The 25,910-nt window shown below is 61.2% G+C and carries 20 protein-coding genes and 1 tRNA gene; all 21 read right to left on the reverse strand.

All coding sequences use genetic code 11. The features are described 5' to 3' along the window. Window positions 1-15: 15 nt before the first annotated feature. The gene (gene epsI, locus JAB6_RS17660; RefSeq protein ID WP_034751674.1) at window positions 16-699 is read right to left on the reverse strand and encodes an exosortase-associated protein EpsI, B-type; all 684 of its coding nucleotides are present in this window, start codon (window positions 697-699) and stop codon (window positions 16-18) included. Further along, on the reverse strand, window positions 696-1,592 hold the full coding sequence (gene xrtB, locus JAB6_RS17665) for an exosortase B (protein WP_034751676.1): 897 nt from the start codon (window positions 1,590-1,592) through the stop codon (window positions 696-698). The genes epsI and xrtB overlap by 4 nt, the downstream gene beginning before the upstream one ends. Beyond that, window positions 1,592-2,464: a chain length determinant protein tyrosine kinase EpsG gene (epsG, locus tag JAB6_RS17670; protein ID WP_070303904.1), complete on the reverse strand. Its 873-nt coding sequence runs from the start codon at window positions 2,462-2,464 to the stop codon at window positions 1,592-1,594. The genes xrtB and epsG overlap by 1 nt, the downstream gene beginning before the upstream one ends. Window positions 2,465-2,478: 14 nt before the next feature. Then, complete coding sequence (gene epsF / locus JAB6_RS17675) at window positions 2,479-3,888, reverse strand: chain length determinant protein EpsF (protein WP_034751682.1); 1,410 nt, start codon at window positions 3,886-3,888, stop codon at window positions 2,479-2,481. Between the two features lie 59 nt (window positions 3,889-3,947). After that, the gene (epsE, locus tag JAB6_RS17680) at window positions 3,948-4,736 is read right to left on the reverse strand and encodes a polysaccharide export protein EpsE (protein WP_034751685.1); all 789 of its coding nucleotides are present in this window, start codon (window positions 4,734-4,736) and stop codon (window positions 3,948-3,950) included. Between the two features lie 55 nt (window positions 4,737-4,791). Then, window positions 4,792-5,766 (reverse strand): EpsD family peptidyl-prolyl cis-trans isomerase, encoded by a 975-nt coding sequence (locus tag JAB6_RS17685; protein WP_368072926.1) that lies wholly within the window; start codon window positions 5,764-5,766, stop codon window positions 4,792-4,794. A gap of 619 nt (window positions 5,767-6,385) precedes the next feature. Next, a complete protein-coding gene (locus JAB6_RS17690) occupies window positions 6,386-7,768 on the reverse strand; it encodes an undecaprenyl-phosphate glucose phosphotransferase (RefSeq protein WP_034751688.1) in 1,383 nt (460 codons plus the stop codon). 8 nt (window positions 7,769-7,776) lie between these two features. After that, complete coding sequence (gene epsL / locus JAB6_RS17695; RefSeq protein WP_070303908.1) at window positions 7,777-9,000, reverse strand: XrtB/PEP-CTERM-associated polysaccharide biosynthesis outer membrane protein EpsL; 1,224 nt, start codon at window positions 8,998-9,000, stop codon at window positions 7,777-7,779. An 88-nt stretch (window positions 9,001-9,088) separates the two neighbouring features. Then, a complete protein-coding gene (locus JAB6_RS17700; protein WP_034751828.1) occupies window positions 9,089-9,751 on the reverse strand; it encodes a CAAX prenyl protease-related protein in 663 nt (220 codons plus the stop codon). Between the two features lie 178 nt (window positions 9,752-9,929). Further along, window positions 9,930-11,822 (reverse strand): ATP-binding cassette domain-containing protein, encoded by a 1,893-nt coding sequence (locus tag JAB6_RS17705; protein ID WP_070303909.1) that lies wholly within the window; start codon window positions 11,820-11,822, stop codon window positions 9,930-9,932. Between the two features lie 172 nt (window positions 11,823-11,994). Beyond that, window positions 11,995-12,069 (reverse strand) — tRNA-Arg (locus tag JAB6_RS17710). A gap of 65 nt (window positions 12,070-12,134) precedes the next feature. Next, window positions 12,135-12,869, reverse strand: a complete 735-nt coding sequence (locus JAB6_RS17715; RefSeq protein ID WP_070303911.1) for a PEP_CTERM-anchored TLD domain-containing protein — start codon at window positions 12,867-12,869, stop codon at window positions 12,135-12,137. A gap of 123 nt (window positions 12,870-12,992) precedes the next feature. After that, the gene (locus JAB6_RS17720) at window positions 12,993-13,385 is read right to left on the reverse strand and encodes a RidA family protein (protein WP_070303994.1); all 393 of its coding nucleotides are present in this window, start codon (window positions 13,383-13,385) and stop codon (window positions 12,993-12,995) included. 35 nt (window positions 13,386-13,420) lie between these two features. After that, window positions 13,421-14,572, reverse strand: a complete 1,152-nt coding sequence (locus JAB6_RS17725; RefSeq protein WP_070303913.1) for an acyl-CoA dehydrogenase family protein — start codon at window positions 14,570-14,572, stop codon at window positions 13,421-13,423. A 1-nt stretch (window position 14,573) separates the two neighbouring features. After that, a complete protein-coding gene (locus JAB6_RS17730; RefSeq protein WP_070303914.1) occupies window positions 14,574-15,428 on the reverse strand; it encodes an enoyl-CoA hydratase family protein in 855 nt (284 codons plus the stop codon). A 2-nt stretch (window positions 15,429-15,430) separates the two neighbouring features. Next, window positions 15,431-15,943 carry a MarR family winged helix-turn-helix transcriptional regulator gene (locus JAB6_RS17735; RefSeq protein ID WP_034751704.1) on the reverse strand — a complete coding sequence of 171 codons (513 nt, stop codon included), beginning with the start codon at window positions 15,941-15,943 and terminating at the stop codon, window positions 15,431-15,433. Between the two features lie 13 nt (window positions 15,944-15,956). Then, window positions 15,957-16,757, reverse strand: coding sequence for an SDR family NAD(P)-dependent oxidoreductase (locus tag JAB6_RS17740; protein WP_070303916.1), 801 nt, complete (start codon window positions 16,755-16,757; stop codon window positions 15,957-15,959). Between the two features lies 1 nt (window position 16,758). Then, window positions 16,759-19,140, reverse strand: coding sequence for a bifunctional salicylyl-CoA 5-hydroxylase/oxidoreductase (locus JAB6_RS17745; protein ID WP_070303917.1), 2,382 nt, complete (start codon window positions 19,138-19,140; stop codon window positions 16,759-16,761). Then, window positions 19,137-20,756 (reverse strand): AMP-binding protein, encoded by a 1,620-nt coding sequence (locus tag JAB6_RS17750; protein WP_070303918.1) that lies wholly within the window; start codon window positions 20,754-20,756, stop codon window positions 19,137-19,139. The genes JAB6_RS17745 and JAB6_RS17750 overlap by 4 nt, the downstream gene beginning before the upstream one ends. Window positions 20,757-20,849: 93 nt before the next feature. Continuing rightward, window positions 20,850-21,560 carry a response regulator gene (locus tag JAB6_RS17755; protein WP_070303919.1) on the reverse strand — a complete coding sequence of 237 codons (711 nt, stop codon included), beginning with the start codon at window positions 21,558-21,560 and terminating at the stop codon, window positions 20,850-20,852. 86 nt (window positions 21,561-21,646) lie between these two features. Then, window positions 21,647-25,810 (reverse strand): two-component regulator propeller domain-containing protein, encoded by a 4,164-nt coding sequence (locus tag JAB6_RS17760; protein WP_254671674.1) that lies wholly within the window; start codon window positions 25,808-25,810, stop codon window positions 21,647-21,649. Window positions 25,811-25,910 lie beyond the last annotated feature (100 nt).

Here is a 25,910-nt window from a genome sequence, read left to right on the forward strand (position 1 = left end):
TATGCCAGGATTACCTTAGTGCGAGGTACCAGAAAAATGGCCGCGCAAGTCGGGGGGCATGGATTGCAACAATTGATCTATAAATGATTGCTGCAGTTGATAGCCTTGTTCGATATCCTCGCCGATACTCGACACGCGCATCAATGTCGCATCAGGAATCATCCCCTGCAACGCGTAAGCGAGTTTGACTTTTTTGACTTCCCACGAATTGGGCACGGCCTTGTCGCCAACGACAACCCAATATGTAATAGGTTCGACGCGGGAATTAAGCGTTGCCACTGTACGCGACGTCGCAATACCTCCTGCGACCGTCGGCAAGACGACTTGACTGGTTTGGCCGACTGCAAAGCCCTGGCCGCCATAACAACCTTCTGGAAAATGTACGGACAAGTTATCGCGCTGGTCGGTGCCATAAGCAATCGACAACATGATGCGATTACCTTGCCGATTAACATAAGTGCGCGACAACGTTTCAGCGTAGATTTTATTAAGTTCAGCCACGGTGGTGGGATTGACCACTGCCGCGACCTGACTTGCATCTTCCTGCCAATCGCCAAACTTCGTTGGAATCGCCGTGCCGAGAATGATTTTTGGACGGGTATCGGACAGACGCAATGTTGGCGTGACCGCCTTGGTGCACAAGGCAGCGATCAGCATCAGGCCACCCATGGTAAGACCAATTATCGAACGCTTCTTCATAATGCCACCTTTCGGGCGTTCCACTGCCGCGCTATCCATTGCAGTAAAGAATCAAGGCTCAATATCAGCACCAAGGCGCTCACGAACAGCACCATGCCCGCGAAACCATGCAGGAAACCCTGCCCTGCCGCATCGCCAAAATAATAAGTGATCAACGTCAATGCTATGACGCGCATGACATTGGCCGTAAAGGAAATAGGGATAATCAGGATCGCCAGACCGATATTGCGGATAGCCGAGGTATGGCGCACGAGGTTCAAGTAAAACAACCCCAAGGCTTCGAGCGTGAGCAAGGTTTGTAGTCCAGCGCAAGCATCGGCGACCAACAGCTGATACTGGCCAATTTGCAGGATCACACCTGTACGTGCTATCGGATAGCCTGCCCAAAACAGGATATGCTCGCACACATACGACACGGCCATCTTCATTGGCAACGTCAAGGTACTGACGACCGAGCTTGGCAACGGAATCATGAACAGCATGAAGAAGAATGGGAACCAGGCGGCGCGTAGCGCGCCCACTCCCAGCTTGAGCACCAGGATGGATGCCGTGAGCATGACGAATGAGCCAATCTCGAAGGCAAGAATCTGCTGCGAGCGACCGGCGATATAAATCAGCAGCGCGGCGATAAAAAGCAGCCAGCCGGCTACAGGTGCACGGTCATGCTCGGCAGCAGCCAATATCTGCTCGCGTTGGCGCCAGATGAGCCAAACCGACAGTACCAGGATAATGGGACCATGCGCCTGCTCTTCGGTCATCCAGATACCAGTAAACAAGGTATAAAATGATGGGATATACAGCGCCGCAAAACCAATAACAATAGGCAACCATTCCAGCAACTGGTCGCGCCGCGGCAAGGCAGATGCCAGGTTCAGCCGAGTGCTGGTATTCATCAGAAATCGACCAGTACCGAGCCGATCACCTGTGCACCGCTGTGCAGCATCTGCTCGGTCATGGCGTTGATGTCGCCGACAGGCGTGTGATTTTTGCGTGCCACCAGCAGGACGCCGCCCGTCCGGGCGGCAAGCGCCAGAGCGTCGGAGCCCAGCGAAAATGCCGCCGAGTCATACAGCACCACGTCATATGACAACTCAAGTTCCGTGCGCAAGGAAGAAAACGCTGGACGGCTCAACAGTTCCTGGGGATTCGGCGGCAAGGTGCCGGCGCCCAGCACGGACAGGTCGACGAACGATTCGATGCGCGTAATCACATCGCGCTCAGCACGTCCAGCCAGGATATCCGACAAGCCCTGGCGTCCCGCAAGGCCAAAGATCTCGTGCTGGCTCGGGTTGCGCAGATTCGCGTCAACCAGCAAAGTCTGTTCGCCCAATTGGGAAAACACCACGGCCAGGTTGGCCGCGAACAGGCTGGTGCCGTCTCCATCGTTGACGCCAACCACCACCAGCGATTTGCGGCCCAACGCCATCCAGCGCAGCATCAGCTGGCTGCGGATGGCGCGCAGCGTTTCCACTTGCGGGCTGAACGGCTGATAAGCAGCGATCAGCTTGTCGGAATACTTGCCCTCCCCCTGTTGCAGATAGGGATAGTCGAACTGGCGCGCGAGGACTTGCTGGATATCCGCCTCCGTCACCAGACCGAGGCGCTGGGCAGCTTCGCCAAAACGGATGCCCAATTCCTTTTGCATGCGCAGAACACGTTCGGCACTTTCCGGCGTGATCTTACCTGATGCGAGCAAAAGCCCACCGATGCTGGAATCGGCTGTCCGCGGCGCCGCGGATACTAGCGGTTGCAATGCTGGATTCATATTATTTCCAATACTTAATTAAGACGCAAGCTGCGAGGCAACAACGATTTGAAGCGGTTCAAGCGCGGGCGCGTCGGCGCGCTCCAGTCGATAGAGCCGAGTACAGGCAATTGCAACAAATCGCTCAAATCGGTTTCTGAACGTACGCGACGGTCCAGCATCTCGGCCAGCAAGGAAAACCCCACGCCCAGCAAGCCGCCCAGGAACAAGGCCAACAGCGTGTTCAACATCACTTTCGGGCCGGCCGGCCTGATCGGCGCCACGGCAGGATTGAGCAAGGAGATATCCGATTGCTCCGATTGCCCCTCAATACGGGTTTGCGAGAAGCGTTGCGAGGCGATATCGAAGGCGCGCTGTGCGCTTTCCACATCTTTTTGCAAGACGCCCATTTCGTCGCGGGTACGGTTCAATTCCAGAACTTTGTCCTTTTGCGCCGCCAGCGCCGCACGCACGGCACCTTCGCGCTGTTGCAGGATCCCGGCATTCTTGCTGACCGAATTGGACGTCACGCGCGTGCCATCCGCCAGTTCCCGGCGCATGCGCTCGACTTCGGCGTTCAGGCTTTCATATTGGGGATGATTGCGCCCCAAGCGCTGCGCCATCTCGGCCAGCTTCGATTCGGCCGTTGCCAAACTCAGCTTCAGATTCTGCACCAACGGGTTCGACGCCACGTCCGGCGAATCGGAACCGGCATTGCCCTCGGCCATGCGCTGACGCGAGGATGCTTCCATCGCCTGGCCTTGTGCAGCCACGAGCTGTGCCGACAGGTCATTCAAGCGGTTCGATTCGACGTCAAGACGGTTATCGACGCTGACGATGCCATGTTCCTGCTGGTACTTCGATAAGCGGCTTTGCGCCACTTCGAGACTGTCGCGCAGCAGCTTCGTTTGCTCATTGAAATACACAGCCACCTTTTTCAAGGGATCGACTTTCAGCTGAATGCTGGTTTTCTGGTATTCATCGGCAAATGCATTCGCAATAACGGCGACAAACTGCGGATCGTTACCCTTGAAACTGATATCGACCACGCTGCTTTCGCGCGACGGCACGATTTCGAGCTTCGCCAGCAGCAGATCCGCCAGCCAATCGCGCACGGTACCCTTACCTTGCGTGGCTTCATTAAACTGGGCAACGACCGCAGGATTTTCCGCCAGACGCAGATTATCCACTACCTTCAGCGCCACATTCTTGCTGCTGATAATATCGATTTGCGTCGCCATATAACCTGGCAACAACTGCATCGGCAATGCCAGACCCGTGACGGGATCGACGCCCTTGTAGTTGATCAGCAGGGATGCCGTGCCTTTATACGTCTTGGGCAACAACAGGCTCACCACCATCGTCGCCCCGACTGTGATAAGCAAAGTGAATAGTAAAATCCGTTTGCGGGCAAGCAAGACGAGTAGAAACTGGTGGAAATTCATGGTCAACTCTCATATTAATAAACAAAGCCAGCCTGGCCATAGCGCCGGCACCACTCAACTTAGAACCAGCTTTCTTTGACATACACCACGTCATCGATTTGGATGATGTCGTCATGCTTGGCGTCGAGTATTTGCATGACACCTGCCGCATCACGGCGCTTGATGCGTACGCCACGTTCGGTACCGCGCTGCGTCAAACCACCACCAACTGACAGAGCCTGCAAGACCGTCATCGAACGTTCCAGGCGAAATGCCCCGGGACGCTGTACTTCGCCGTAAATGTAGAAACGCGGTGCGCGTTCGACGTACAGCACATCGTTGCCGGTCAGGTCGAAGTCGCGGGCCAGATCGGCACTGCGCATCATGTCGACGATATCAATGGTTTCCTTGGTGGTTGTGCCGCCGCGCTTGCGGATCAGGCTAACGACATCACCTCCATCCGTGTTCTGGCCGCCAGCCATGGCGAGGATATCGAGCAGGCTGCGCTTGCCTTCAATCGGATAACGGCCCGGGCGATTTACTTGCCCAAGCACGGAAACTTGCTGACTTTGCAAGGCAGTGACAATGATATTGACCTGCGCCTTGCGCAGGAAACCACCGCTCTCCAGTGCCTGCCCCAGTTTCTTTTCTGCAGCGGCAACGGACAAGCCCCCTACGGCGACACTGCCAACGAGCGGGAAGGTAATGCTGCCGGCCTCGCTGACACGCGTCTCCAAACCCAGGTCAGGACTGCCATACACGGAAATTTTCAATACATCGCCAGCGCCGAGCAACACTTCGGCGGCCCCTGCCACACCAACACTGCAAGCCATCAGTACGGCGGCTGCCCACATCGCAAGTCGTTTCATGATTTGCTCTATCCTTTTAAAAACTTCTATTAATCCGAAAGATCCCTGCCCGCTCTTATTTCAGGCCTGCCACGCCGCGCGCATTCACGTCGCTACTGTCGGCCGCTGGTGCCGCCACCGCTGGCGCCGAAGCGGCAACAGCGGCTGAGGCGGACGCCGCAGCCGGCTTGTCCGTCTTGTTCAGATACTCGATCTTGGCGCTGGCGCGCAAACGCTTCAACTCGGCGTCCGCTGCTTCCTTGTTCTTCTTATTGAAAAGGAACTGCTCGATCTGTGGCGCCGCTTGCGCCAGCGTCACCGGGTTATCCTTGATGTCGGCCAGGGAAATCAGCAGGGTGCGATCACCTTCGCGGATAATGAACAACTGGCCTTTTGGCATCCCGGCCAGTTTGCTGCTCAATTCAGGAGCGAGATCAGCACTGGTGCGAGACAGTTGCGTACGGGCATATCTGACCTTGTTGGCATCTAGCCATACCGCAACCTCTTCCAGCGTTTTCGCCGCATCCATCGCTTTTTTCAAGTCGTCGTTCATGTCGGCCGAGGCAATAATCAGTTCACGCATGTCGAACTGCTTGCGCTGGGTAAAGTACTGTGGATTCTTGTTAAAGTAATCTTCCACTTCCGCCGGCGAAGGCTTGTTGATGGTGCCTATACGTTTTTGCATATAGGCTTGGGCAACGATCAACGCCTTGGCCCGCTCAACGGCTTGCACGACCTTCGGATCGCGGTCGACCTTGTCCTTGATCGCCTCGTTCTGCAATAATTGGCGGTCGATCAACGATTCCAGCAATTGCTTGCTTGCCGCTTCCTGCTGTACCGCAGGAACATTGGCACGCTGCAATTCTTCATTCAATTGCAGCACTGTGATTTCCTCGCCGTTGACGCTCGCCAATGCCTGACCGGCCTTTTTTTCCTTACCTCCGCAAGCGGACAATCCGGCAGCAGCAAAAAGGACCAGCACCGCGCACAACAATCGGGTGTTGGCGGCCGGTTTGGGCATGGTCAAACGATAGTTGCGAAAATGATTCAAGATTACTCCTTCGGATTCATTATTTAAAATGCAATTTACTACAACGCAGCGCGATGGCAAAAAAGATATTTTTTACCAAAATGACACAAGCCACCAGCGACTAGCAAGCCATGCAAACAATTATTAATATTGTAAATATGATACACAAGATGCAAGCTAAAATGGAAACAATTTGCTTAAAAATCTATTAAGAAGCTTTTAATACAACTATTTCCATTGTCGACTAGAAAATAAGTTGCACTAAGAAAATGTTCTTCAATGTGGATCGTTTAAGAGCGATAGCGCCTTGGCCTTCGTAATATATCTTGGTGACAAGCGGCTGAGCTTACGGCCGCTAACAGTGTATGACGGCGAGGATGAGGCCGATTAAAGAGCCCAAGAGGTCGCAAACAACGTCCGCTGAGCAACAGTGATGGGGCAGGTTGCCCGCCAATGGGTAGCCATAGCTGCCAGGAGCATGCATCGCCAGCGCACTCTGCCGTGTACGGTTTGCGTATCACCGAGCTTCCTTCCACCTGGGTTATACCTGACTGCGCCCAACGCTACCTATTACACATATTTTATCGCGTATTGATTGAGCGCAAACTAAATTGCAGATCATTTTCCCTCCGCCTGTCACTCAATGCGCATTGTCACGCTTCAGCACGACTTTCACCGTTCGCATGATGATCCACAAATCGAGCCACAGCGACCAGTTACGCAGGTAATCGAGGTCAAAATGGATGCGTGCTTCCATTTTGTCCAGGGTCTCCGTCTCGCCGCGCAAACCGTTGACCTGGGCCCAGCCCGTAATGCCGGGCTTGACCTTGTGGCGCAGCATGTAACCCTTGATTAATTTGCGGTACTGCTCATTATGGGCGACCGCGTGTGGGCGGGGGCCGACTATGCTCATGCGTCCCTGCAAAACATTAATGAACTGTGGCAATTCATCGAGCGAGCTACGGCGCAGAAAAGCGCCAATGCGCGTCACACGCTGATCATTCTTGGTTGCCTGCACCACCTTGTCGCCGTCTTCGCTGACCGTCATCGAGCGAAATTTATAGACGATGATTTCTTCGCCATACAGACCATAGCGCCGTTGGCGGAAAATCACCGGCCCCTTCGACGTTACCTTGACCGCGATGGCGATGAGCAGCATTACTGGCAGCAGCATGATCTGGATCAACAAGCCCAACACAATGTCGCTGCCCCGCTTGACCATGCTGTTAAAACCGGTAAACGGCGACTCGCGGATGGCGATCACCGGCATGCCGCCCACATTGTCGAAGCGCGCCTGCATCAAATCGAAGATATAAATATCCGGCAAGAAATACACGGATGCCGTCGTATCCTGCAGTTCATCGAGCATCTTGCGGATGCGCGGCTGGGCTGAAATAGGCTGGCTGATGAATATCATCTTGATATTGTGTTCGCGCACATAGGCAGCGATATCGGCCATCCTGCCCAGCATGGGCTCGCGCATCGTCTCAGGCCAGCGGTCATCGGTGCGGTCGTCAAAAAAACCGCGCACGCTCATGAACAGATTCGGATTACGCTCGACGGTAGCGGCAAACTTCAGGCTGGCGTCATTGGCACCGATGATGACGACGGAGCGCACTTCGCTGTCGCGCCCGGGATCGGCCACCATGCGCCGCGCGGCCAGATGGCTGAGCAGCAATATGAACGGCGTCAACAGGAACCAGGCCAGTACCAGCTCGCGGTCAAAATGAAACGCCAGTCCTGTCGCCGAGCCCAGGAATACCAGGATCAGGGCCGTGATGCCCCAGCTGACAAAAATATCGCGGGCATAGGCCAGCATGCGACCGCTGCGCCAGGTACGATAGGGATCGACATACTGGAATACGGATGATGAAATAAAGAATGCAAGGATCATCAATACCAGCGAGTAACCGGTAAATGGCGAACCTGACAAGGCGGCCAGCAGATACAGCGTGCCCATGATGATCAATGGGTCGAGTATGCGCTGGAAAAACGAAATCAAGGGTATATCATTAACCGTCATGATGCTCTTCAGAACTGGGCACTGGCATTGAAGGAAATGCCGTTGGCGTGATAACTGCTGGTATTGATGAGCGGAGCGCCTCTGCGTGCATCGCGGAAGGCGTTTACGCCCAGCTGGATATTCGGCCGTGGCGCATAAGTCAGGCCCACGGTCGCGGTCCGTGTCGTATCGCTGACATCGATAGGCAAGGACAGGCCGCTTGCGGCGGAAAAATCGCGCTTCTCGCGCCGCACCTGGGCATCCATCCTGACCTTCGCGGAAATGTCCCAGGCCGCCGCCAGGCTGGCGCCGTTATTCAAGCTGCTGGTAATCAATGAATTTTCCACAGCGGCAAACTCATGCCACAAGCTGCCAGTAAACCGCACTTTTCCAAGCGGCGCCCAATACACGATCACGCGTCCATTGGCGCCACTGGAATCGCGCCCGCTGAACAGCTGGTTCTTGCGCTTCACCCAGCCGCCGAGCAACTGCACTTGCGTAATGCCGCTAACGCGCCAATAGATATTGGCCTTGACCTCATCCTGTTCATACCCTTGCTCCACCCCAAAGGCTGCCAGGCTGGCCCGGTTTGGATATGTGCCTTTGAGATGGCGCAACTGGACCCCGATGCGGCTCTCGCTGGCCGGCAGGTAATCAAGGCCGAGCTCGTACGCATCTTCCTGGCGCTCCGAAATTTTCTGCGCGATGGAATCATAGGTATATTTGTCACGCGAAAAACCGCCGCGCACGCGCCAGCTGGGATGGAAGCGCCAGCCGCCATTGACATATTCACGGCGTATCGTACGCAGGTTGCGCTCCGTGCTTTGCAAGTCGCTGAACGGCGTCAAGGTCTGCGAATAACTGCCGCCGACATGGCCTTCGAGATGGTTGGCGATATGCCATTCCAGATCGGCGAGATAATCTTTGCCCGTATAGTCGAGCTGATCAAAGTGATCGAAATAGACGCGCGACCACTTTACCTGGCCCGTCAACAGTTGCCGCCCGATCGGCCGCCTAACCAGAAATCCCGCTTGCACCTGGCGCGAAGTATCGGAACGCGTACCGTCGAACCCGGCAGCACTGTCGTCCAGCCGGAACAAGTTATTATCATATGAATAAGTTGTCGCAATGAAGGGGGAAATCGTGTCGCTGATCGCCGCCCACGCCGGTACGCTGCAGGTCGCGCCGCCAAGCAGCATCAGCGAGGTGGGCAAGATGCGCACCATGGCCAGGGCCAATCGGTTGCGTTGCATTCTGGGTTGCCCGGCAGACGCTGGGCTATGAGGCAAGGAATTCAACATGGGTATTGTCTTTGAAAGAGCAAACAGTTAGTTGGTAATATTACCAGTAAGTCCAGTGTCCACCGGAAACAATCCAGAGGCCCAGCACGCCATTCGTCACGCCATGGGCGAGGATGGGCGACCATAGCGATTGGCTGCGCATGTACAGCAAGCTATAGGCGGCGCCCGCAACGATACCCGCCAGCCACAAATTGTGTTCGAAGCCAAACAGTACCACGGTGATAACAAAGGCCTTCGCACTCGCCAGGCGCGGGTTGAACCGCAGAAAGTCAGGGGCATCGATCCAGCGCAACAGGAAGGAGCGCCAGAACAGCTCTTCCATCACAGGCACCACGAGCGCCGCGCCGGCGATGCGCAGCACCACCAGCGTCCACTCGATGCGGCCGTCATCGCGGGGATCGAAGCCGTCGGCGCTGCCGATCGTCATCCAGCCTGCGTCCAGGTTGATCCACAGCAGAAAAACAACAATGCCGGTCGCCAGCGCCACGGCGAGCGCGCGCGCACCCAATGGCACCCAGGCCAGTTCCGTATAGCTGCGGCGCCAGTACAACAACATGCCCAGCACGACACCGATCTTGACGGCGTACAGCCAGCGCAAATCGTGCGCGGCATAGCCCGCCCGGCCCAGCATGTCGGCGATAAAGATAAAGGAGAGGTAGGCCAGGAACGGCGCTACGCGGGGCAAGGCGGCGCGGTCAAACATGCTGATGCGCACCGGAGGTGGAACCACGCGCCGGACGCAGTGGTCCGGAGCGCGTGTTTTCGATGACAAACATGCATCCTCCGATGTAAAAAATATAATTATATAATTATATCAAGCAGAACCGTTGCCGTGGCAAGTAATCCTAACTTAAATTACAACAGAGGATGCAAGAAACTAATCAGGCATTGCTGCGCGCCTCGATCTGCTCCCACTTTTCCAACGCTTCCAGCAGTTCACCTTCGATCTCGGCCACGCGCGCGTTCAGGCGCTTGCCTTCGGCCGGCGTCTTCTTGTAGAAGTCCGGATGCGACAGTTCGGCGGCCAGCACCGATTGCTCGTCTTCCAGCTTGGCGATCAGTTTCGGCAACTCTTCCAGTTCGCGCTGTTCCTTGTAGCTGAGCTTTTTCTGCTTGGCAACAGGGGCGGCAGCTTCGACCTTGACGGCCGGCTTGCTGGCTGGCGCCGTGGCGATCGGCAAGGTGCGCACGCGCTCCCAGTCCGTGTAGCCGCCGACAAATTCGCGCCACTTGCCCTCGCCTTCGGCGACGATCACTTGCGTGACCACGTTGTCGAGGAAGGTGCGGTCATGGCTGACGAGGAAGACAGTGCCGGTGTATTCTTCCAGCAACTCTTCCAGCAATTCCAGGGTATCGATATCCAAGTCATTGGTCGGCTCATCGAGCACCAGCACGTTGGCCGGCTTGGCGAACAGGCGCGCCAGCAGCAAACGGTTGCGCTCGCCACCGGACAGCGACTTGACGGGCGAACGGGCGCGTTCCGGCGCGAACAGGAAGTCGTTCAGATACGTCATCACGTGGCGGCGCTGGCCATTGATCTCGACCCAGTCACTGCCTGGCGCGATGGTTTCCATCAGGTTCGCCTCTTCGTTCAGCTGCGTGCGCATCTGGTCGAAATACGCGACCTGCAGCTTGGTGCCCAGGCGGATGGTGCCCGTGTCCGACTCTTCCTGACCCAGGATCATCTTCAGCAAGGTGGTCTTGCCGGCGCCGTTGGCGCCGATCAGGCCGACCTTGTCGCCACGCAGGATGGTGGCGCTGAAATCCTTGACGATGACCTTGTCGCCATAGATCTTCGAGACGTTTTCCAGGTCCGCCACGATCTTGCCCGAGCGTTCGCCGGCCGATACGTCCAGTTTCACTTGCCCCTGCTGTTCGCGGCGCGCATTGCGCGTCAGGCGCAGCGCTTCCAGGCGGCGCACGCGGCCTTCGTCGCGCACGCGGCGGGCCTTGACGCCCTTGCGTATCCACACTTCTTCCTGCGCCAGGAACTTGTCGAACTTGGCGTTTTCCACTTCCTCGATTTCCAGCTGCTCCGCCTTGCGGGTCTGGTAAGCCGTGAAGTTGCCCGGATACGACAGCAAACGGCCGCGGTCGAGTTCGATGATGCGCGTGGCGACGTTGTCGAGGAAGGAGCGGTCATGGGTAATGAACAGCACGCTGCCCTTGAAGTCGCGCAACAAGCCTTCCAGCCACAGGATGGAGCTGAAGTCCAGATGGTTGGTCGGCTCATCGAGCAGCAGCACGTCGGGCGCCGACACCAGTGCACGCGCCAGGGCCACGCGCTTTTGCATCCCGCCGGACAGGGTTTTCATCAGCATATCGCCCGTCAGGTTCAAACGGTCGAGCACAGTTTCCACCTTGTTCGGCAAGCTCCACGCATCGGCCGCATCGAGTTTGACCTGGATGTCGTGCATGCGTTCCATCAGTTCGTCGTCATTGCCCTGACCAAACTGACCGGTCAACGCATCGTACTCCTTCAGCCACGCCTGCGATTCACCCATGCCGGAAGCGACGGCGTCGAACACGGACATCTCCGGGTCGAATTGCGGTTCCTGCTCCACATACGCGATCTTGATGCCTTGCTGCATCACCAACAAGCCGTCATCGAGCTTGAACTTGCCCGAAATAACCTTCAATAGCGACGATTTACCCGTGCCGTTGCGGCCGATCAAGCCGACCCGTTCCGAGGTTTCCAGTGAAAATTCCGCGTGATCGAGCAGCGCGACGTGACCGAACGCAAGTTGCGCCGATGAAAGAGAAATGACAGCCATAATGAGTAAGAGTGCTCGGGCGCCGTCTCGCGCACACCGCGTGGTGTGCAAAACAGTCGCCGATTGGATGAATGAAGCACGCATTGTACCGATAACTCGGACTTCAATCGCCATCGACCAGTAACTACCGCCTGGAATATCACAGGCTGCCGACGCGCGTTGCGTGGAAACGTGGTGTCGCCAGCAGGAATCGAACCTGCATTTAAGTCTTAGGAGGACCTTGTACTATCCATTGTACGATGGCGACACGCGCAGCGGCATTATACAGGCAAGCGCCTGCCATTGACAGCGTGGCAAGCGGGCGGTGCCACTTCACACAACGCGTGACGTGGCCCTGCCGCGCTGGCGCATCAGCAATACAAACAATCCTGCCAGGATCAGCCCATAGGTGGCCGGTTCCGGTACGGCGCTGATGGAAAATACCTGGATGGCGCCGAAGGTCACATCATTGCTATGCCAGATGGAACCGTCGAGCAGGCTGACGCCGGTCGATGGCTGGCCCAGATAATTATAGGTATAGAGGAAGGAACTGCCTCCATGCGTGAGGTCCTGCGGCACATACAAATCATGCCCATAGCCAAAAGTAGGTCCGTAGTTGGCCTGATTGTAGGTCTGGTCCTTGCCGATACCGTCGCCGTTGAAATACTGCTTCAATTGCGGCAGCATGAAGCCTGACGTCAAATTAAACAGAAAGGCGGTACGCTGGCTGTCGTCCATGGTGACATGCGTGCCATCGGTGGAGCTCCAGCTTTGCGGATTATAGCCGCCCACCAGCCACGTCTTGCCCGATGAATTCGTGGCCTCCATGACGGAAAAAGTGCGCCCCTTGCCATCGGACGCCTTGTGAAAGTCGAGCGACGTGTCGCCTGCCGACTTGGTATAGATCGCATCGAGCTTCAAGTGCCCTTCGCCCAGCCAGGTTTCCAGCTGTCCCTGATAGGTAGGAGACAGCAGCGAAGGCCCAGAGGCGGCCTGCGCACTCAAGCAGAAACCCGCGCCAGCCACCGCCAGCAGGAAGGCACTTGCCGTTCTGAATTTGTTTTGCATCTGCTACCTCGACTGTCAGTATTTGGAACCGGTGTATTTTCCGGTTGCTAAATATAACATAACAGATAATGTTTTTATATTCCTTATTTTATCGCAAAAAGTGCAATATTAACAAAAAATAATTCAACCAGGCAACACCGCCGTCACCTCGATCTCAACTCTCGCTCTGTCCTCGATCAGTCCCGCCACCTGCACGGCCGTCATGGCCGGAAAATGCTTGCCGATGATTTCCCTGTAGGCAACGCCAATTTGTGGATATGCCGCCACATATTCCTTCTTGTCCAGTACATACCAGTTCATGCGCACGATGTGTTCGGGCAAGGCGCCCGCCTCGGCCAGCACGGCGACGATATTTTGCAAGGCCTGGCGCACCTGCCCCGCAAAATCGTCCGTATGAAATTGCCCCTGCGCATCCCAGCCTATCATGCCGCTGACGTACACCGTGCGCCCGCTGGCGGCGATGCCGTTCGCATAGCCACGCGGCCTGGCCCAGCCCGCTGGTTGTAACACTTGCATATTGTTTTCCTCGTTGTTCATGCGGTTCATGCTGCTCATGCGTTCCCCGCCTCGCGCAGCAGTTCGCGCGCGATAATCAATTGCTGTACTTCGCTGGCGCCCTCGTAGATGCGCAAGGCGCGAATTTCGCGGTACAGGCGCTCGACCGGATGCCCGGTGACGACGCCCATGCCGCCAAACAGTTGCACGGCCGCATCGATCACCTGCTGCGCCGTTTCCGTGGCCGTCAGCTTGGCCATCGCCGCTTCCTTCGTCACCTTGCGGCCCTGGTCGCGCTGCCAGGCGGCGCGGTAGGTGAGCAAGGCGGCAGAGTCGATGCCGGTGGCCATCTGCGCCAGTTTTGCCTGCGTCAGCTGGAAGTCCGCCAGGGTCTGGCCGAACATCTGGCGCGACGTCGCGTGGCGCAGCGCTTCGTCAAACGCGCGCCGCGCAAAGCCCAGGGCGGCGGCGGCCACCGATGTGCGGAACACGTCGAGTGTCGCCATCGCCACCTTGAAGCCCTGCCCCGCTTCGCCCAGGCGCTGCGACGCGGGCACGCGGCAATTGGCAAAGCGCAGGCGCGCCAGCGGATGCGGCGCGATCACGGCGATGCGTTCGGCGATTTCCAGGCCGGGATTGTCGGCGTCGACGATGAAGGCGCTGATGCCGCGCGCGCCGGGCGCCTCGCCCGTGCGGGCAAACACCACGTAAAAGTCGGCGATACCGCCGTTCGAGATCCACGTCTTTTCGCCGTCGAGCACGTAGTCGTCGCCGTCGCGGCGCGCCGCGCACGCCATGGCCGCCACGTCGGACCCGGCCTGCGGCTCGGACAGGGCAAAGGCGGCGATGCGCTTGCCGCTGGCTACGTCCGGCAAATAGCGCGCCTTGTTGTCCAAGCTGCCGAACAGGCCGATGGCGCCCGAACCGAGTCCCTGCATGGCAAAGGCGAAATCGGCCAGGCCATCGTGGCGCGCCAGGGTTTCGCGGATCAGGCAAATGGCACGCGTATCGATCTTGCCATCGGCGCTTGTGGCATGCGCGAGCCAGCCTCCCTGCCCCAGTTGCGCCACCAGCGCGCGGCAAGCCGCATCGACATCGGCAACATGGGCGTCGTCCAGGTGCTGCGTCGCCCACGCATCGAGCTCGGACTCAAGCTTTGCATGATGCGCTTCAAAAAATGGCCAGTCCAGATAGCTCATGTCACGCATGTCAGTTACCCTCGAATTGTGGTTTTTTCTTCGCCACGAAAGCGTGATAGGCGCGGTGGAAATCGTTGGTGGCCATGCAAATGGCCTGCGCCTGCGCTTCCGCCTCGATCGCTTCATCGACGCCCATGTTCCACTCCTGCTGCAGCATTTTTTTCGTCATGCCGTGCGCGAACGTGGGGCCGCTGGCCAGGCCGGCGGCGAACAGCTGCGCCGCCTCTGCCAATTCTTCCGGTTCGACGAGGCGGTTGAGCCAGCCCCAGCGCTCCGCCTCGGCGCCGGCCAGGGAGCGTCCCGTGTACAGCAGCTCGGCGGCGCGGCCCTGGCCGATCACGCGCGGCAGCAAGGCGCAGGCGCCCATGTCGCAGCCGGCCAGGCCCACGCGGGTAAACAAGAAGGCCGTCTTGCTGCGCGCCGTGCCGATGCGGATATCGGAAGCCAGCGCCAGCATGGCGCCGGCGCCCGCGCATATGCCGTCGATGGCGGCGATGATGGGTTGCGGGCAGGCGCGCATGGCTTTCACCACGTCGCCCGTCATGCGGGTAAACGCCAGCAGGCCGGGCATGTCGAGTTTTGTCAGCGGGCCGATGATGTCGTGCACGTCGCCGCCCGAACAGAAATTGTCGCCGCTGCCCGTGATCACGACGGCCTTGACGTCGTCCGCATGCGCGAGCGCGCGGAACAGCTCGCGCAATTCCGCATACGAGTCAAAAGTGAGCGGATTCTTGCGCTCAGGGCGGTGCAGGGTAAGTGTGGCAACGCCTGCGTCGACGGCAAACAGAAAATGCCGCGCCGCGTAATGTGCCAGGCTGGCACGGTTGCCTGGCAGGTCTTGCGGCTGGCCGGGGAGGTGGCGCATGGTCAGTCCTTTATTGAGGTGTCATTCAGTTGCTGCTTCATGTGCGACAGCAGGTCGATCAACTGGGTTTTGTCGTCGGGCGTCACGCCGTGCAGCAGTTCGGCGATCCAGCCTTCGTGCACGCGCGCCATCTCGTCGAAGGCGCGCCGGCCCGCTGGCGTCAGCTTGACGCTGTACGAGCGGCGGTCCTTCGGATCGACCACGCGCACCACCAGCTTTTCCTGCTCCAGCTGGTCGGTGATGCCCGTGATATTGCCGCCCGTGACCATCATGCGCTTGGACAGTTCGCCCATGCGCAAACCATCGGGAAAGCGCTCGAGCTGCGCCATCAAGTCGAAGCGGGGCAAGGTGATGCCGAAGGTGGCGCGCAAGCGCGTGCGCACCTCATTTTCAATCTTCACCGTGCACGAGAGCATGCGCAGCCACAATTTCAGCGACTGGTGGTGGTCCTGCGTCAGCCGGCTCGCCAGGTCCAGCACGGGTTCGTCGTGCAAATTTTCGGGTTCTTTATCCATGGTCTTCATTCAGTTACATGACTTCGCCGCCGGCGACGGCGATCGATTGTCCATTCATGGCGGACGACGCGGGCAGGCAGAGCCACGCCACCGCATCGGCCACTTCCTGCGGCTGCACCAGCCGCTGCTGCGGATTGGACGCCGCCAGTTCCGCGCGCGCCGCGTCTTCGCCACGCCCCGTCTTGCGCACGATGTTTTGCACGGCCTGCGCCACCATGTCCGTTTCCGTGTAGCCGGGACAGACGGCGTTGACGGTGACGCCGCGCGGCGCCACTTCCAGCGCCAGCGCGCGCGTCAGGCCGATCACGCCATGCTTGGCCGCGACATAGGCGCTGACATAGCGATACCCCTTCAAGCCCGCCGTCGACGCCACGTTGACGATGCGCCCCCAGCCCGCTTCCAGCATGGCCGGCATGGCCGCCTGGCAGCAGTGGTACACACCCGTCAGGTTCACGGCCAGCATCTGCTGCCAGATGGCGGCGTCCGTCTTGCCGAAAGGCGCCGCATGCGCCTGGCCCGCGTTATTGACCAGGATATCGACGCGGCCGAAATGCGCGGCCGCCTGCGCGAAGCCCGCCTGCACGGATACTTCCACGGCCACGTCGAGCAAGCAGATGGCCACCCTGCCCGCGTGGCCCGCCTCTTCCAGCTGCATGCGCGCGCGCGTCAGCCGCGCGCCGTCGCGCCCGGCCAGGGTGACCCTGGCGCCCGCGTCCAGCAAGGCACCCGCGCAAGCGAGGCCAATGCCGCTGCCGGCGCCCGTCACCAGCGCATGTTTGTCGGCCAATGCGCCATCCAGTCGTTCCTTGCTCATGTCATCCTTCCAGCAGCCGCGCGGCCACTTGTTGCGGGGTGAGGCCCGTGTTGGCGGCGGCCAGCTGGCGTTCGCGCTGCAGATTGCGTTCCAGCTGTTGCTGGCCAGGGCGGTACTGTTTCGGCCACGCTGCGCCTGCCCCGGCGCCGCTGTAGCCGATGCGCGCCATTTCCGTCAAGGTCCAGGCCGGGTTGGCCAGATGCGGCCGGCCCACGGCGCACAGGTCGGCGCGTCCGGCGGCGATGATGCTGTTGGCGTGGTCGGCTTCGAAGATCGAGCCGACGGCCATGCTGGCGATGCCCGCCTCGTTGCGCACGCGGTCGGCGAACGGCGCCTGGAACATGCGTCCGTACACGGGCTGTTCGAGCTTGCTCACCTGGCCCGAGGAACAGTCGATCAGGTCGGCTCCCGCCTGCTTGAACAGGCGCGCGATGCGCACCGCATCGTCGGGCGTGATGCCGCCTTCGACCCAGTCGTGGGCCGAGATGCGCACACTCATCGGTTTATCCTGCGGCCAGGCCGCGCGCATGGCGCGGAACACGCGCAGCGGATAGCGGCAGCGGTTTTCCAGGCTGCCGCCATATTCGTCGCTGCGGTGGTTGGTCAGCGGCGAGATAAAACTCGACAGCAGATAGCCGTGCGCGCAATGCAGTTCCAGCCAGTCGAAACCGGCGACGGCCGCGGCCAGGGTGGCGCGCACGAAGTCCTGCTCGATGCGCGCCAGGTCGCTTTCCGTGGCCGTACGCGCCACCTGCGACACGCCCGGTAAATACTGCTGTTCCGAGGCCGAGATCAAGGGCCAGTTACCCTCGCTGAGCGGCTGGTCGATGCCGTCCCACATGGGCCGCGTCGAGCCTTTCGCGCCCGCGTGGCCCAGTTGCAGGGCGATCTTCGCATCGCTGTTCGCATGCACGAAATCGACGATGCGGCGCCACGCCTGCGTGTGCGCTTCGCTGTACATGCCGGGACAGGCGGGCGTGATGCGCGCATCGGCCGACACGCATGTCATCTCGGCAAACACGAGTCCCGCGCCGCCCATGGCGCGCGCGCCCAGGTGCATCAAATGGTAGTCGCCCGCCACGCCATCGACGGCGCTGTACTGCGCCATCGGCGAGACGGCGATGCGGTTTTTCAGCAGCACGCCGCGCAGCCGGAACGGTGTAAGCATGGGCGGCAAGGCTTCGTCCCCCATCTCCACGCCGGCCTGCTCGCCCGCGCGCCGCGCCAGCCACTGTTCATAATCGGCCACGTAGGCAGGGTCGCGCAGGCGCAGGTTTTCATGCGAAATGCGCTGGCTGCGCGTGAGCATGGAATAGGCGAACTGCGGCGCTTCCATGGCACTGTAGCGCTCGACGTTTTCAAACCACTCCATGGAATTGCGCGCCGCGCTCTGGATTTTCAGCACTTCGATGGCGCGCAGCTGCTGGTAGGCGACCAGCGCAGCAGCCGTCTCGGCATGCTGGCCGAAGCAGCGCGCCAGCTCGATGGCGTCTTCCAGCGCCAGCTTGGTACCGGAGCCGATCGAATAATGGGCCGTGTGGGCCGCGTCGCCCATCAGCACGACGGGTACGCCATCCTGCCGGTGCACCCATTGCCGGCAGACGATGCGCGGGAAGGTGATCCACTGCGCCGAGCCGCGCAAGTGCGGCGAATTGCTCAGCAAACCGTGGCCATCGAGTTCTTCGGCGAACAGCGCTTCGCAAAAGGCGATGCCTGCTTCCTGGCTCATGCTGTCCAGCCCCGCCGCGCGCCACACGTGTTCGGGCGTCTCGACGATGAAGGTGGAAGTGTCGCCATCGTATTGATAGATATGCGCCTGGAACCAGCCGTGCGGCGTCTGACGGAAGGCAAATGTAAAGGCCTCGAATTTCTTGCGGGTGCCCAGCCAGACGAAGCGGCAATGGCGCTGCTCGATCTCGGGCTGGTAGCTGGCCGCATAGCGCGTGCGGATGCGGCTGTTCAAGCCATCGCTGGCGATCACCATGTCGGCGCCGTACTGCTTCGCGATGGCCTGGTCGTCCTGTACTTCCGTCTCGAACACCAGCTGCACGCCAAGCTCCTCGCAGCGCGCCTGCAGGATGTTGAGCAGGCGCTTGCGGCCGATGCCGCAAAAGCCATGGCCGCCCGAGCGCACGGTCTGGCCCTTGAAGTGGATCTCGATATCGTCCCAGTGGTTGAACGCCTGCAGGATGGCGCGCGCCGTCGGTTCGTCCGCGTTGGCCAGGTTGCCCAGGGTCTGGTCGGAAAACACGACGCCCCAGCCAAACGTGTCGTACGGGCGGTTGCGCTCGATGACAGTGATGCGGTGATCCGGGTTCTGCTTTTTCATGAGCAGGCTGAAATACAGGCCGGCGGGGCCGCCGCCGATGCAGACAATATTCATGGGGTGTCCGTGCGAAGTTTGAAGCGCTGCAGCTTGCCCGTTTCCGTGCGCGGCAGCGAAGGCAGGAAGCGGATGGCGCGCGGATATTTATAGGGAGCGATCTGCTGGCGCACGAAGTCCTGCAGTTCGGCAGCCAGCGCCTCGCTGGCCTGGCTGCCGTCTTTCAGCACCACGTGCGCCTCGACGATCTGGCCACGCTCGGCATCGGCGCGCCCGACCACGCCGCATTCGGCCACGGCAGGGTGGCGCAGCAGCGCCTCTTCCACTTCCGGGCCGGCGATGTTGTAGCCGGCCGAGACGATCATGTCGTCGCTGCGCGAGCGGTAATAGAAATAGCCGTCCACATCCATCTCGAAGGTGTCGCCCGTCAGGTTCCAGCCATTCTGCACGTACTCGCGCTGGCGCGGGTCGGACAGATAGCGGCAACCGGTGGGGCCTTTCACGGCCAGGCGGCCCGTCACGCCGGGCGGCTGCGGCACGCCCGCATCGTCGACGATGCATGCCTGGTAGCCGGGTATGGCCTTGCCGATGGCGCCGCGGCGTATGCCCTCGCCCGTGGCGGAAATGAAGATGTGCAGCATCTCGGTGGCGCCGATGCCGTCCGTCATGGCCAGCCCGGTGGCAGCCTGCCAGGCGTCGCGCGTGGCCAGCGGCAGCGCCTCGCCGGCCGATACGGACAAGCGCAGGCTGCGCAAGTCGTGCTGAGCGGTCAGGGGCGCCATCTGGCGGTAAAAGGTGGGCGCCGTGAAGCAGATGGTGGCACCGTAAGCACCGATGGCGCGCAGCAGGCCCTCGGGCGTGAGCTTTTCCAGCAGCACGGTGGCCGCGCCAAAGCGCAGGGGGAACAGCAGCAGGCCGCCGAGGCCGAAGGTGAACGCCAGCGGCGGCGTGCCGATGAAAATGTCGTCGGCACGCACCTGCAGCATGGAGCGGGGGAAGCAGTCGCAGATGGCCAGCAGGTCGCGGTGCATGTGCATGGTGCCTTTGGGGACGCCCGTCGTGCCCGAGGTAAAGCTGATCAGGCAGACGTCTTCGGCCGCCGTGTCGTGCGCGGCAAACGGCGCAGCGTGGGCCGCCATGCGCTGTTCGAGTTCCGCATCGGCGGCGCCAAAGCACAGCATGGCCGGCAAGCCGGGCACTCCATCGAGTTCCGCGCGCAAGCCCTGCGCGCACAGCACGGCATTCACTTCCGCCTTGGCCACGATGGTGGACAGTTCGCGCGCGCGCAGCAGCGGCATGGTGGGCACGGCGATGCAGCCGGCTTTCAGCACGGCCAGCAGGCAGGCGGCCATCATCGGGGTATTTGCGCCGCGCAGCAGCACGCGGTTGCCGGGGATCAGGCGCAGGTCGGCGCGCAGCACATGGGCGATGCGGTCGACTTGCCGCGCCAGCTCGGCGTAGCTCCAGCGCTGGCCGTCGGCAAGGATGGCGGTACGCTCGCCGCCGCCGTTGGCCACGGCCGCATCGAGCAGCGCGGCGACGCAATTGAGGCGCGCCGGATACTGGAGCTCGGGCAAATCAAGGCACAGCTGCGGCCAGAGTGCGCGCGGCGGCAAATGCGTGCGCGCAAAGTCGTCCTGGGGAGATGCTGTGGTAGGCGAAGGGTCGCTGCTCATGCTCATCCTGGCGGGTAGCGGGCGCGTGCACAAAGCCCGGAAGCAGATACTTTAAACCTAAAGTATTTTTCCGGCAAGCGGAAAACAGCAGATTCAGTCGTCTCTGTCCTGTTGCTGCAGCAAACGCGCCTGCTGTGCCACGCTGCGCGCCAGTGCGGCCAGGGCCGTTTGCATCTGGCCGCCGTCAAGCACCGCCGATTGCAGCAGCGCGCTCATGCCCGCTTCCGCGCCATGCAGTCCCAAGGTGCGGCAACCGAGGTGCAGCCGTTCCAGCTGCTGGCGCGCCTGGGCTGGTTCGCCGCGGGCAAGCAAGGCGTCGACCTGTTCGCTGGCGGCGCCGATCTGCCCCTGGAAGCCCGTCAGATACGCCAGCAGGCGTTCGCCGTCGATGCCCAGCCGCTGCAAGGTGTCGCGCGGCGCCTCGGCCGACAAGGCGGAAACGTCGAAGCAGGCATCGATATGCTGGCGCACCTGCTCCGGCTGGAAGGGCTTGACGATGTAGCCGGCAGCGCCGGCCTGCACGGCGTCGCGCACCGTGTCCTGGTCATTCGCCGACGAAACGAGCACCAGCGGCATGGCGTCGAGCGCGCTGTCGGAGCGGATTTTCTGCAGCAGCTCCATGCCGGACAGGCGCGGCATGCGCAAGTCGCAAAAGCACAGCGAGGGACGCAAGCCGCCTTCAAGCTGCTCCCACGCCGCCGCGCCATCTTCGGCTTCCACGATATCGTGCACGCCGCAGCTGTCGATCAAATGCATCAATACCATGCGCGACACGACATCATCGTCAACCACCAGTACTTTCATTGCTTTCTCCATTGGCGGCAGCGTCAAGGTGCCTGGCCGTATTCTACCCAGTTTCGCCGCGCGCCCGAAGGCCGGCATTGCCTATTTTACATTTCTTGACCCGAAACGGCTATTTGCGCCAACAGTGCGCGCAATTGCGGCAAATGCAGGGCCACCTGCGTCCAGCGCCCGCCATCCGCCGCCTCTTCCATTTCCGTGCACAGCATGTGCAGCTGCGTTTCATCGAGATAGGCGGCGCTGCCCTTCAAGCCGTGCAGCAGGCGCCCGGCGTTATCGCGGTCCTGCGCCGCCAGGGCGGCGTCGAGTTCGCGCAAACGCCCTTCCAGGTCGGCGACGAAGGCGACGCGGATACGCCGTTGCAGCTCGCCGCTGCGGACCGACTGGGAAGGCGCCGGAACAGGAACTGCCGGCGCGATGCCGAACAGGGCATCGAGTTCGGCCTGCCCCCGCGCGGCGCCGCGCGGCGCGTTCGACGGCATGCGCGGCAGCATGAAACCGCGCTGCAGCTGGCGCTCGATGGCGCGCGCCAGCAAGCCATGCAGCGCCGCCTCGTCCACCGGCTTGCTGAGGAAATCATCCATGCCGACGCCAAGATAGCGGCTGCGGTCTTCTTCACTGGCGTTCGCCGTCAGGGCCACGATCATCAGCTCCTGGTCGCGCACGGGCTGGTCCGGCCAGCCGCCCACGCGGATCAACCGCGTCGCCGTGGCGCCGTCCATCTCCGGCATGCGCCCGTCCATCAGGATCAGGTCATAGCGCGTATGCACGCAGGCCGCCACCGCCAGCACGCCGTTGGCGACCACGTCGACCCGGTGTCCCAGTTCCTCGAGCATCACGCGGATGATGATCTGGTTGGTGGGGAAGTCTTCCGCGCACAGCACGCGCAGCTGGTGGCTGTGCGGCGCCAGTGCCACCTGCGGCACCAGCGGCGGCGCCACGCCATCGGCCAGGGGCAAGGTGAAGGCAAACGTGCTGCCCTGCCCCGGCGTGCTGGCCACCTCGATCTCGCCATCCATCAGTTCGACCAGCTGGCGGCAGATGGCCAGGCCCAGGCCCGTGCCGCCGTAGCGCCGCGTGGTGCTGGCGTCGGCCTGCTCGAACTTCTGGAACAGGCGCGCCATCGCATCGGCATCGATGCCGATGCCGCTGTCGCTGACGGTAAAGCGGATCAGGTTGACACGGCGCCCGCCCCTGCCGCTGGCCACGCCGGCCCGCTCGACGCAGACGCTGACGCCGCCGCGCTGGGTGAACTTGAAGGCGTTGCCGACCAGGTTGACCAGCACCTGGCGCAAGCGGGTCGGGTCGCCCACGACGAAGGGCGGCAGGTCGGGCGCGAAATCGATGGAGAAACCGATGCTGCGCGCGGCCGCCTGCTCTTCGAACAGGGTCACCACCGTCTCGATCGCCGCGCCGAGCGCGAAGTCGATGTTTTCGATACTCAGCTTGCCCGCCTCGATCTTGGAAAAATCGAGCAAGTCGTTGATGATCACCAGCAGCGACTGGGCATTGGCCTGGCCGCGCAGGATCTGCTCGCGCGTGGCGTCGTGCAGCTGCTCGTCGCGCAGGGCAAAGCCCAGCATGCCGATCACGCCGGCCAGCGGCGTGCGCATCTCGTGGCTCATATTGGCCAAAAATTCCGACTTCTGGCGCGTCGCATCCTCGGCCTTGCGCTTGGCCTGGCGCAGGCTTTCCTCGTTTTTCGTCAGGCTGCTGTTGACTTGCGCCAGCTTTTCCGACTGGGCCAGCACTTCGATTTCCTTGCTTTGCAACTCGGCCGTGCGTTCGCCGACCAGTTTTTCCAGTTCGTTCTGCTGGCGCCGCAGCGTACGCACGCGCTGGCGGTAGGCGCCATACACGGCGCCCAGCAGCAGCGCCGCCATCAGGGTGCGGAACCACCAGGTTTTCCAGAACGGCGGCAAGATCGTGATGGCCAAAGTGGTGCCGCTCTCGTTCCACACGCCGTCCTTGTTGGCCGCCTTGACGCGAAACACATAGTTGCCCGCATCGAGGTTGGTGTAGGTGGCAAAGCGCCGGCCCGCATCGGTCATGACCCAGTCCTGGTCGAAGCCTTCGAGCCGGTAGGCGAACATATTGCGCTGGGGCGCGGCGAAATGCAGGGCCGCGAATTCCAGCGAAAAGACGCTTTCGCGGCTGGTCAGCACCAGCTCGCGCGTATGGTCGATGGCCGTCTTGAGCACATGCGCGAACTCGCCGCGGCCGATGCCCACCGGCTTGTTGAAGATCTGCAGTTCCGTGACGGCCACCAGCGGCGGCACGCGGTTGTCGTGGATATCCTGCGGCATGAACGCCGTCATGCCGTTGAAGCCGCCGAAATACATGGTGCCATCGGACGCGCGCAGGGCCGCGCCATCGAAGTACGAGCCTTCCACCGTGCCGTCGGCGCTGTCGTAGTTGCGAAACAGGCCGCTGCGCATGTCGAGCCGCGTGATGCCACTATTCGTGCTCAGCCACAGCTGCTCGTTGTCGTCGCCGAGGATGCTGGCGACGGCATCGTCGGCCATGCCATCCTTGCGCAGGAAACGGCGGAAACGGATCTCGCCCTTGGCGTCGATGTCCATGCGGTTCAGGCCATTGGCCGTGCCCACCCACAGCACGCCGCGCTTGTCCTCGTGCAGAAAATGCACTTCGTCGTGGCTCAGGCTCTGCGGGTTTTGCGGGTCGTGGCGGAAATGGCGGAAGCGGCCGCTGGCGCGGTCCAGCAAGTCCAGGCCGTGGAAGGAACCTATCCACAGCCGCCCCTTGCCGTCTTCCAGCACGGGCCGCACCATGTTGTCGGACAGGCTGTTCGGGTCGGCCGGGTCGTGGCGGTACGTGGTAAAACGGCGGCTGACGGGATCGAAGCGGTGCACGCCGCCCCGCGTCGAGACCCACAGCATGCCGCTGCGGTCGCTGACGATATTGCGGATGGTGTCGCTGTTCGGATCGCCGGCGGCAAAGCGCATGGTGAAGAAACGCCCCAAGGCCGGATCAAAGCGGTGCAAGCCCGTCGAGCCGCCCACCCACAGCACGCCGTCCGGCGCCTTGTACAGGGTCGTGACTTGCTCGTCGCGCGACATGCCGGGCGCGCTGCGCAGGTCGAACAGGCGTGAGCTACCGTCGCGCGTGTCGTACAGTTTCAGGCCGCCCTTGGTGGCCAGCCACAGCTTGCCGTTGCCCGCGTCGGCCACGGCGCGCACTTTCTTGTCCGCCAGCGCGCCCACATCGCCGGGGGCGCGCGCCATGCGCGAAAAGCCGCCGCTGCCCAGGTCGACCCGGCTCACGCCGTTGTACCAGGAGCCGACCCAGAAGGTGCCGGCGCGGTCGCGGTACAACGACGACAGCTGGTTGTCGGCGACGCTGAACTTGTCGCCCGTCTGGTGGCGGTATTGCAGGAAGGTGTCGCTTTCGGGCAGCCAGCGGAACAGGCCATCGGCATTGCTGCCCAGCCAGACGGTGGCGTCGACATCCTGGTACAGGCTGGCCACGCGGATGGCGGAGAAGCCATGTTTCTCGCCCAAGCGCACTCTCGATTGCGGCGGCTGGCCGGCCGCGCCCAGGCGCCAGCGCTCGGCGCCGGCCATGGTGCCGATCCACAGGTTCTGCTGGCGGTCGATCAGCAGCGACTGGATCACGTTGTACTTCGAGCCGGGCGCCGCATCGACGGCGAAATGCTCGAAGCGCTCGCTGCCCGGCGCCAGCATGTCCAGGCCAGTCACCGTGCCTATCCACAGGCGCTGTTGCGCGTCCAGCGCCAGCGCCTTGATTTCATTGTCGCCCAGACTGTGCGGGTTGCCCTCTTCATGGTGCCAGGTGCGGAAAGCGCCCGTGGCGGGATCGAAATGCTGCAAGCCGTCCGAGGTGGCGATCCAGAAGCCGCGCGCGCCATCGTCGAGAATGGCGTGGATATGCCGGTTGCCGTTGCCGCGCTTGCTCTTTTCGGCCGGGCCGTAATGGATGAAGGTCTGGCTAGCGGCGTCGAAGCGGTCCAGGCCATTGTCCGTGCCCACCCATAGCTGGCCCTGGCTATCGACGTGCAGTTCGCCGACCCAGTTGTCGGCCAGGCTGGTCTTGTCGCCCTCGATATTCTTGTAGACGACCATGCGGTAGCCGTCGTAGCGGCTCAGGCCAGACTGGCTGCCGAACCACATATAGCCCTGCCGGTCCTGGGCGATGGCCAGCACCGATTCCTGCGCCAGGCCCTGGTCGACGCTGAGCTGGTCGAAACGCAAGGTGGGCGCAGGCCCCGCCATGGCGGGACCTCCCATCAGCAGAATTAACAGTAAGGCAACATCGCAAACACGTCGAAATACCCGCACAATCGTCCTGTCAAAAAAACGCGAAAAACCCGCA

The organism is Janthinobacterium sp. HH104 (genome assembly GCF_001758715.1).
Taxonomy (GTDB): Bacteria; Pseudomonadota; Gammaproteobacteria; order Burkholderiales; family Burkholderiaceae_D; genus Janthinobacterium; species Janthinobacterium aestuarii.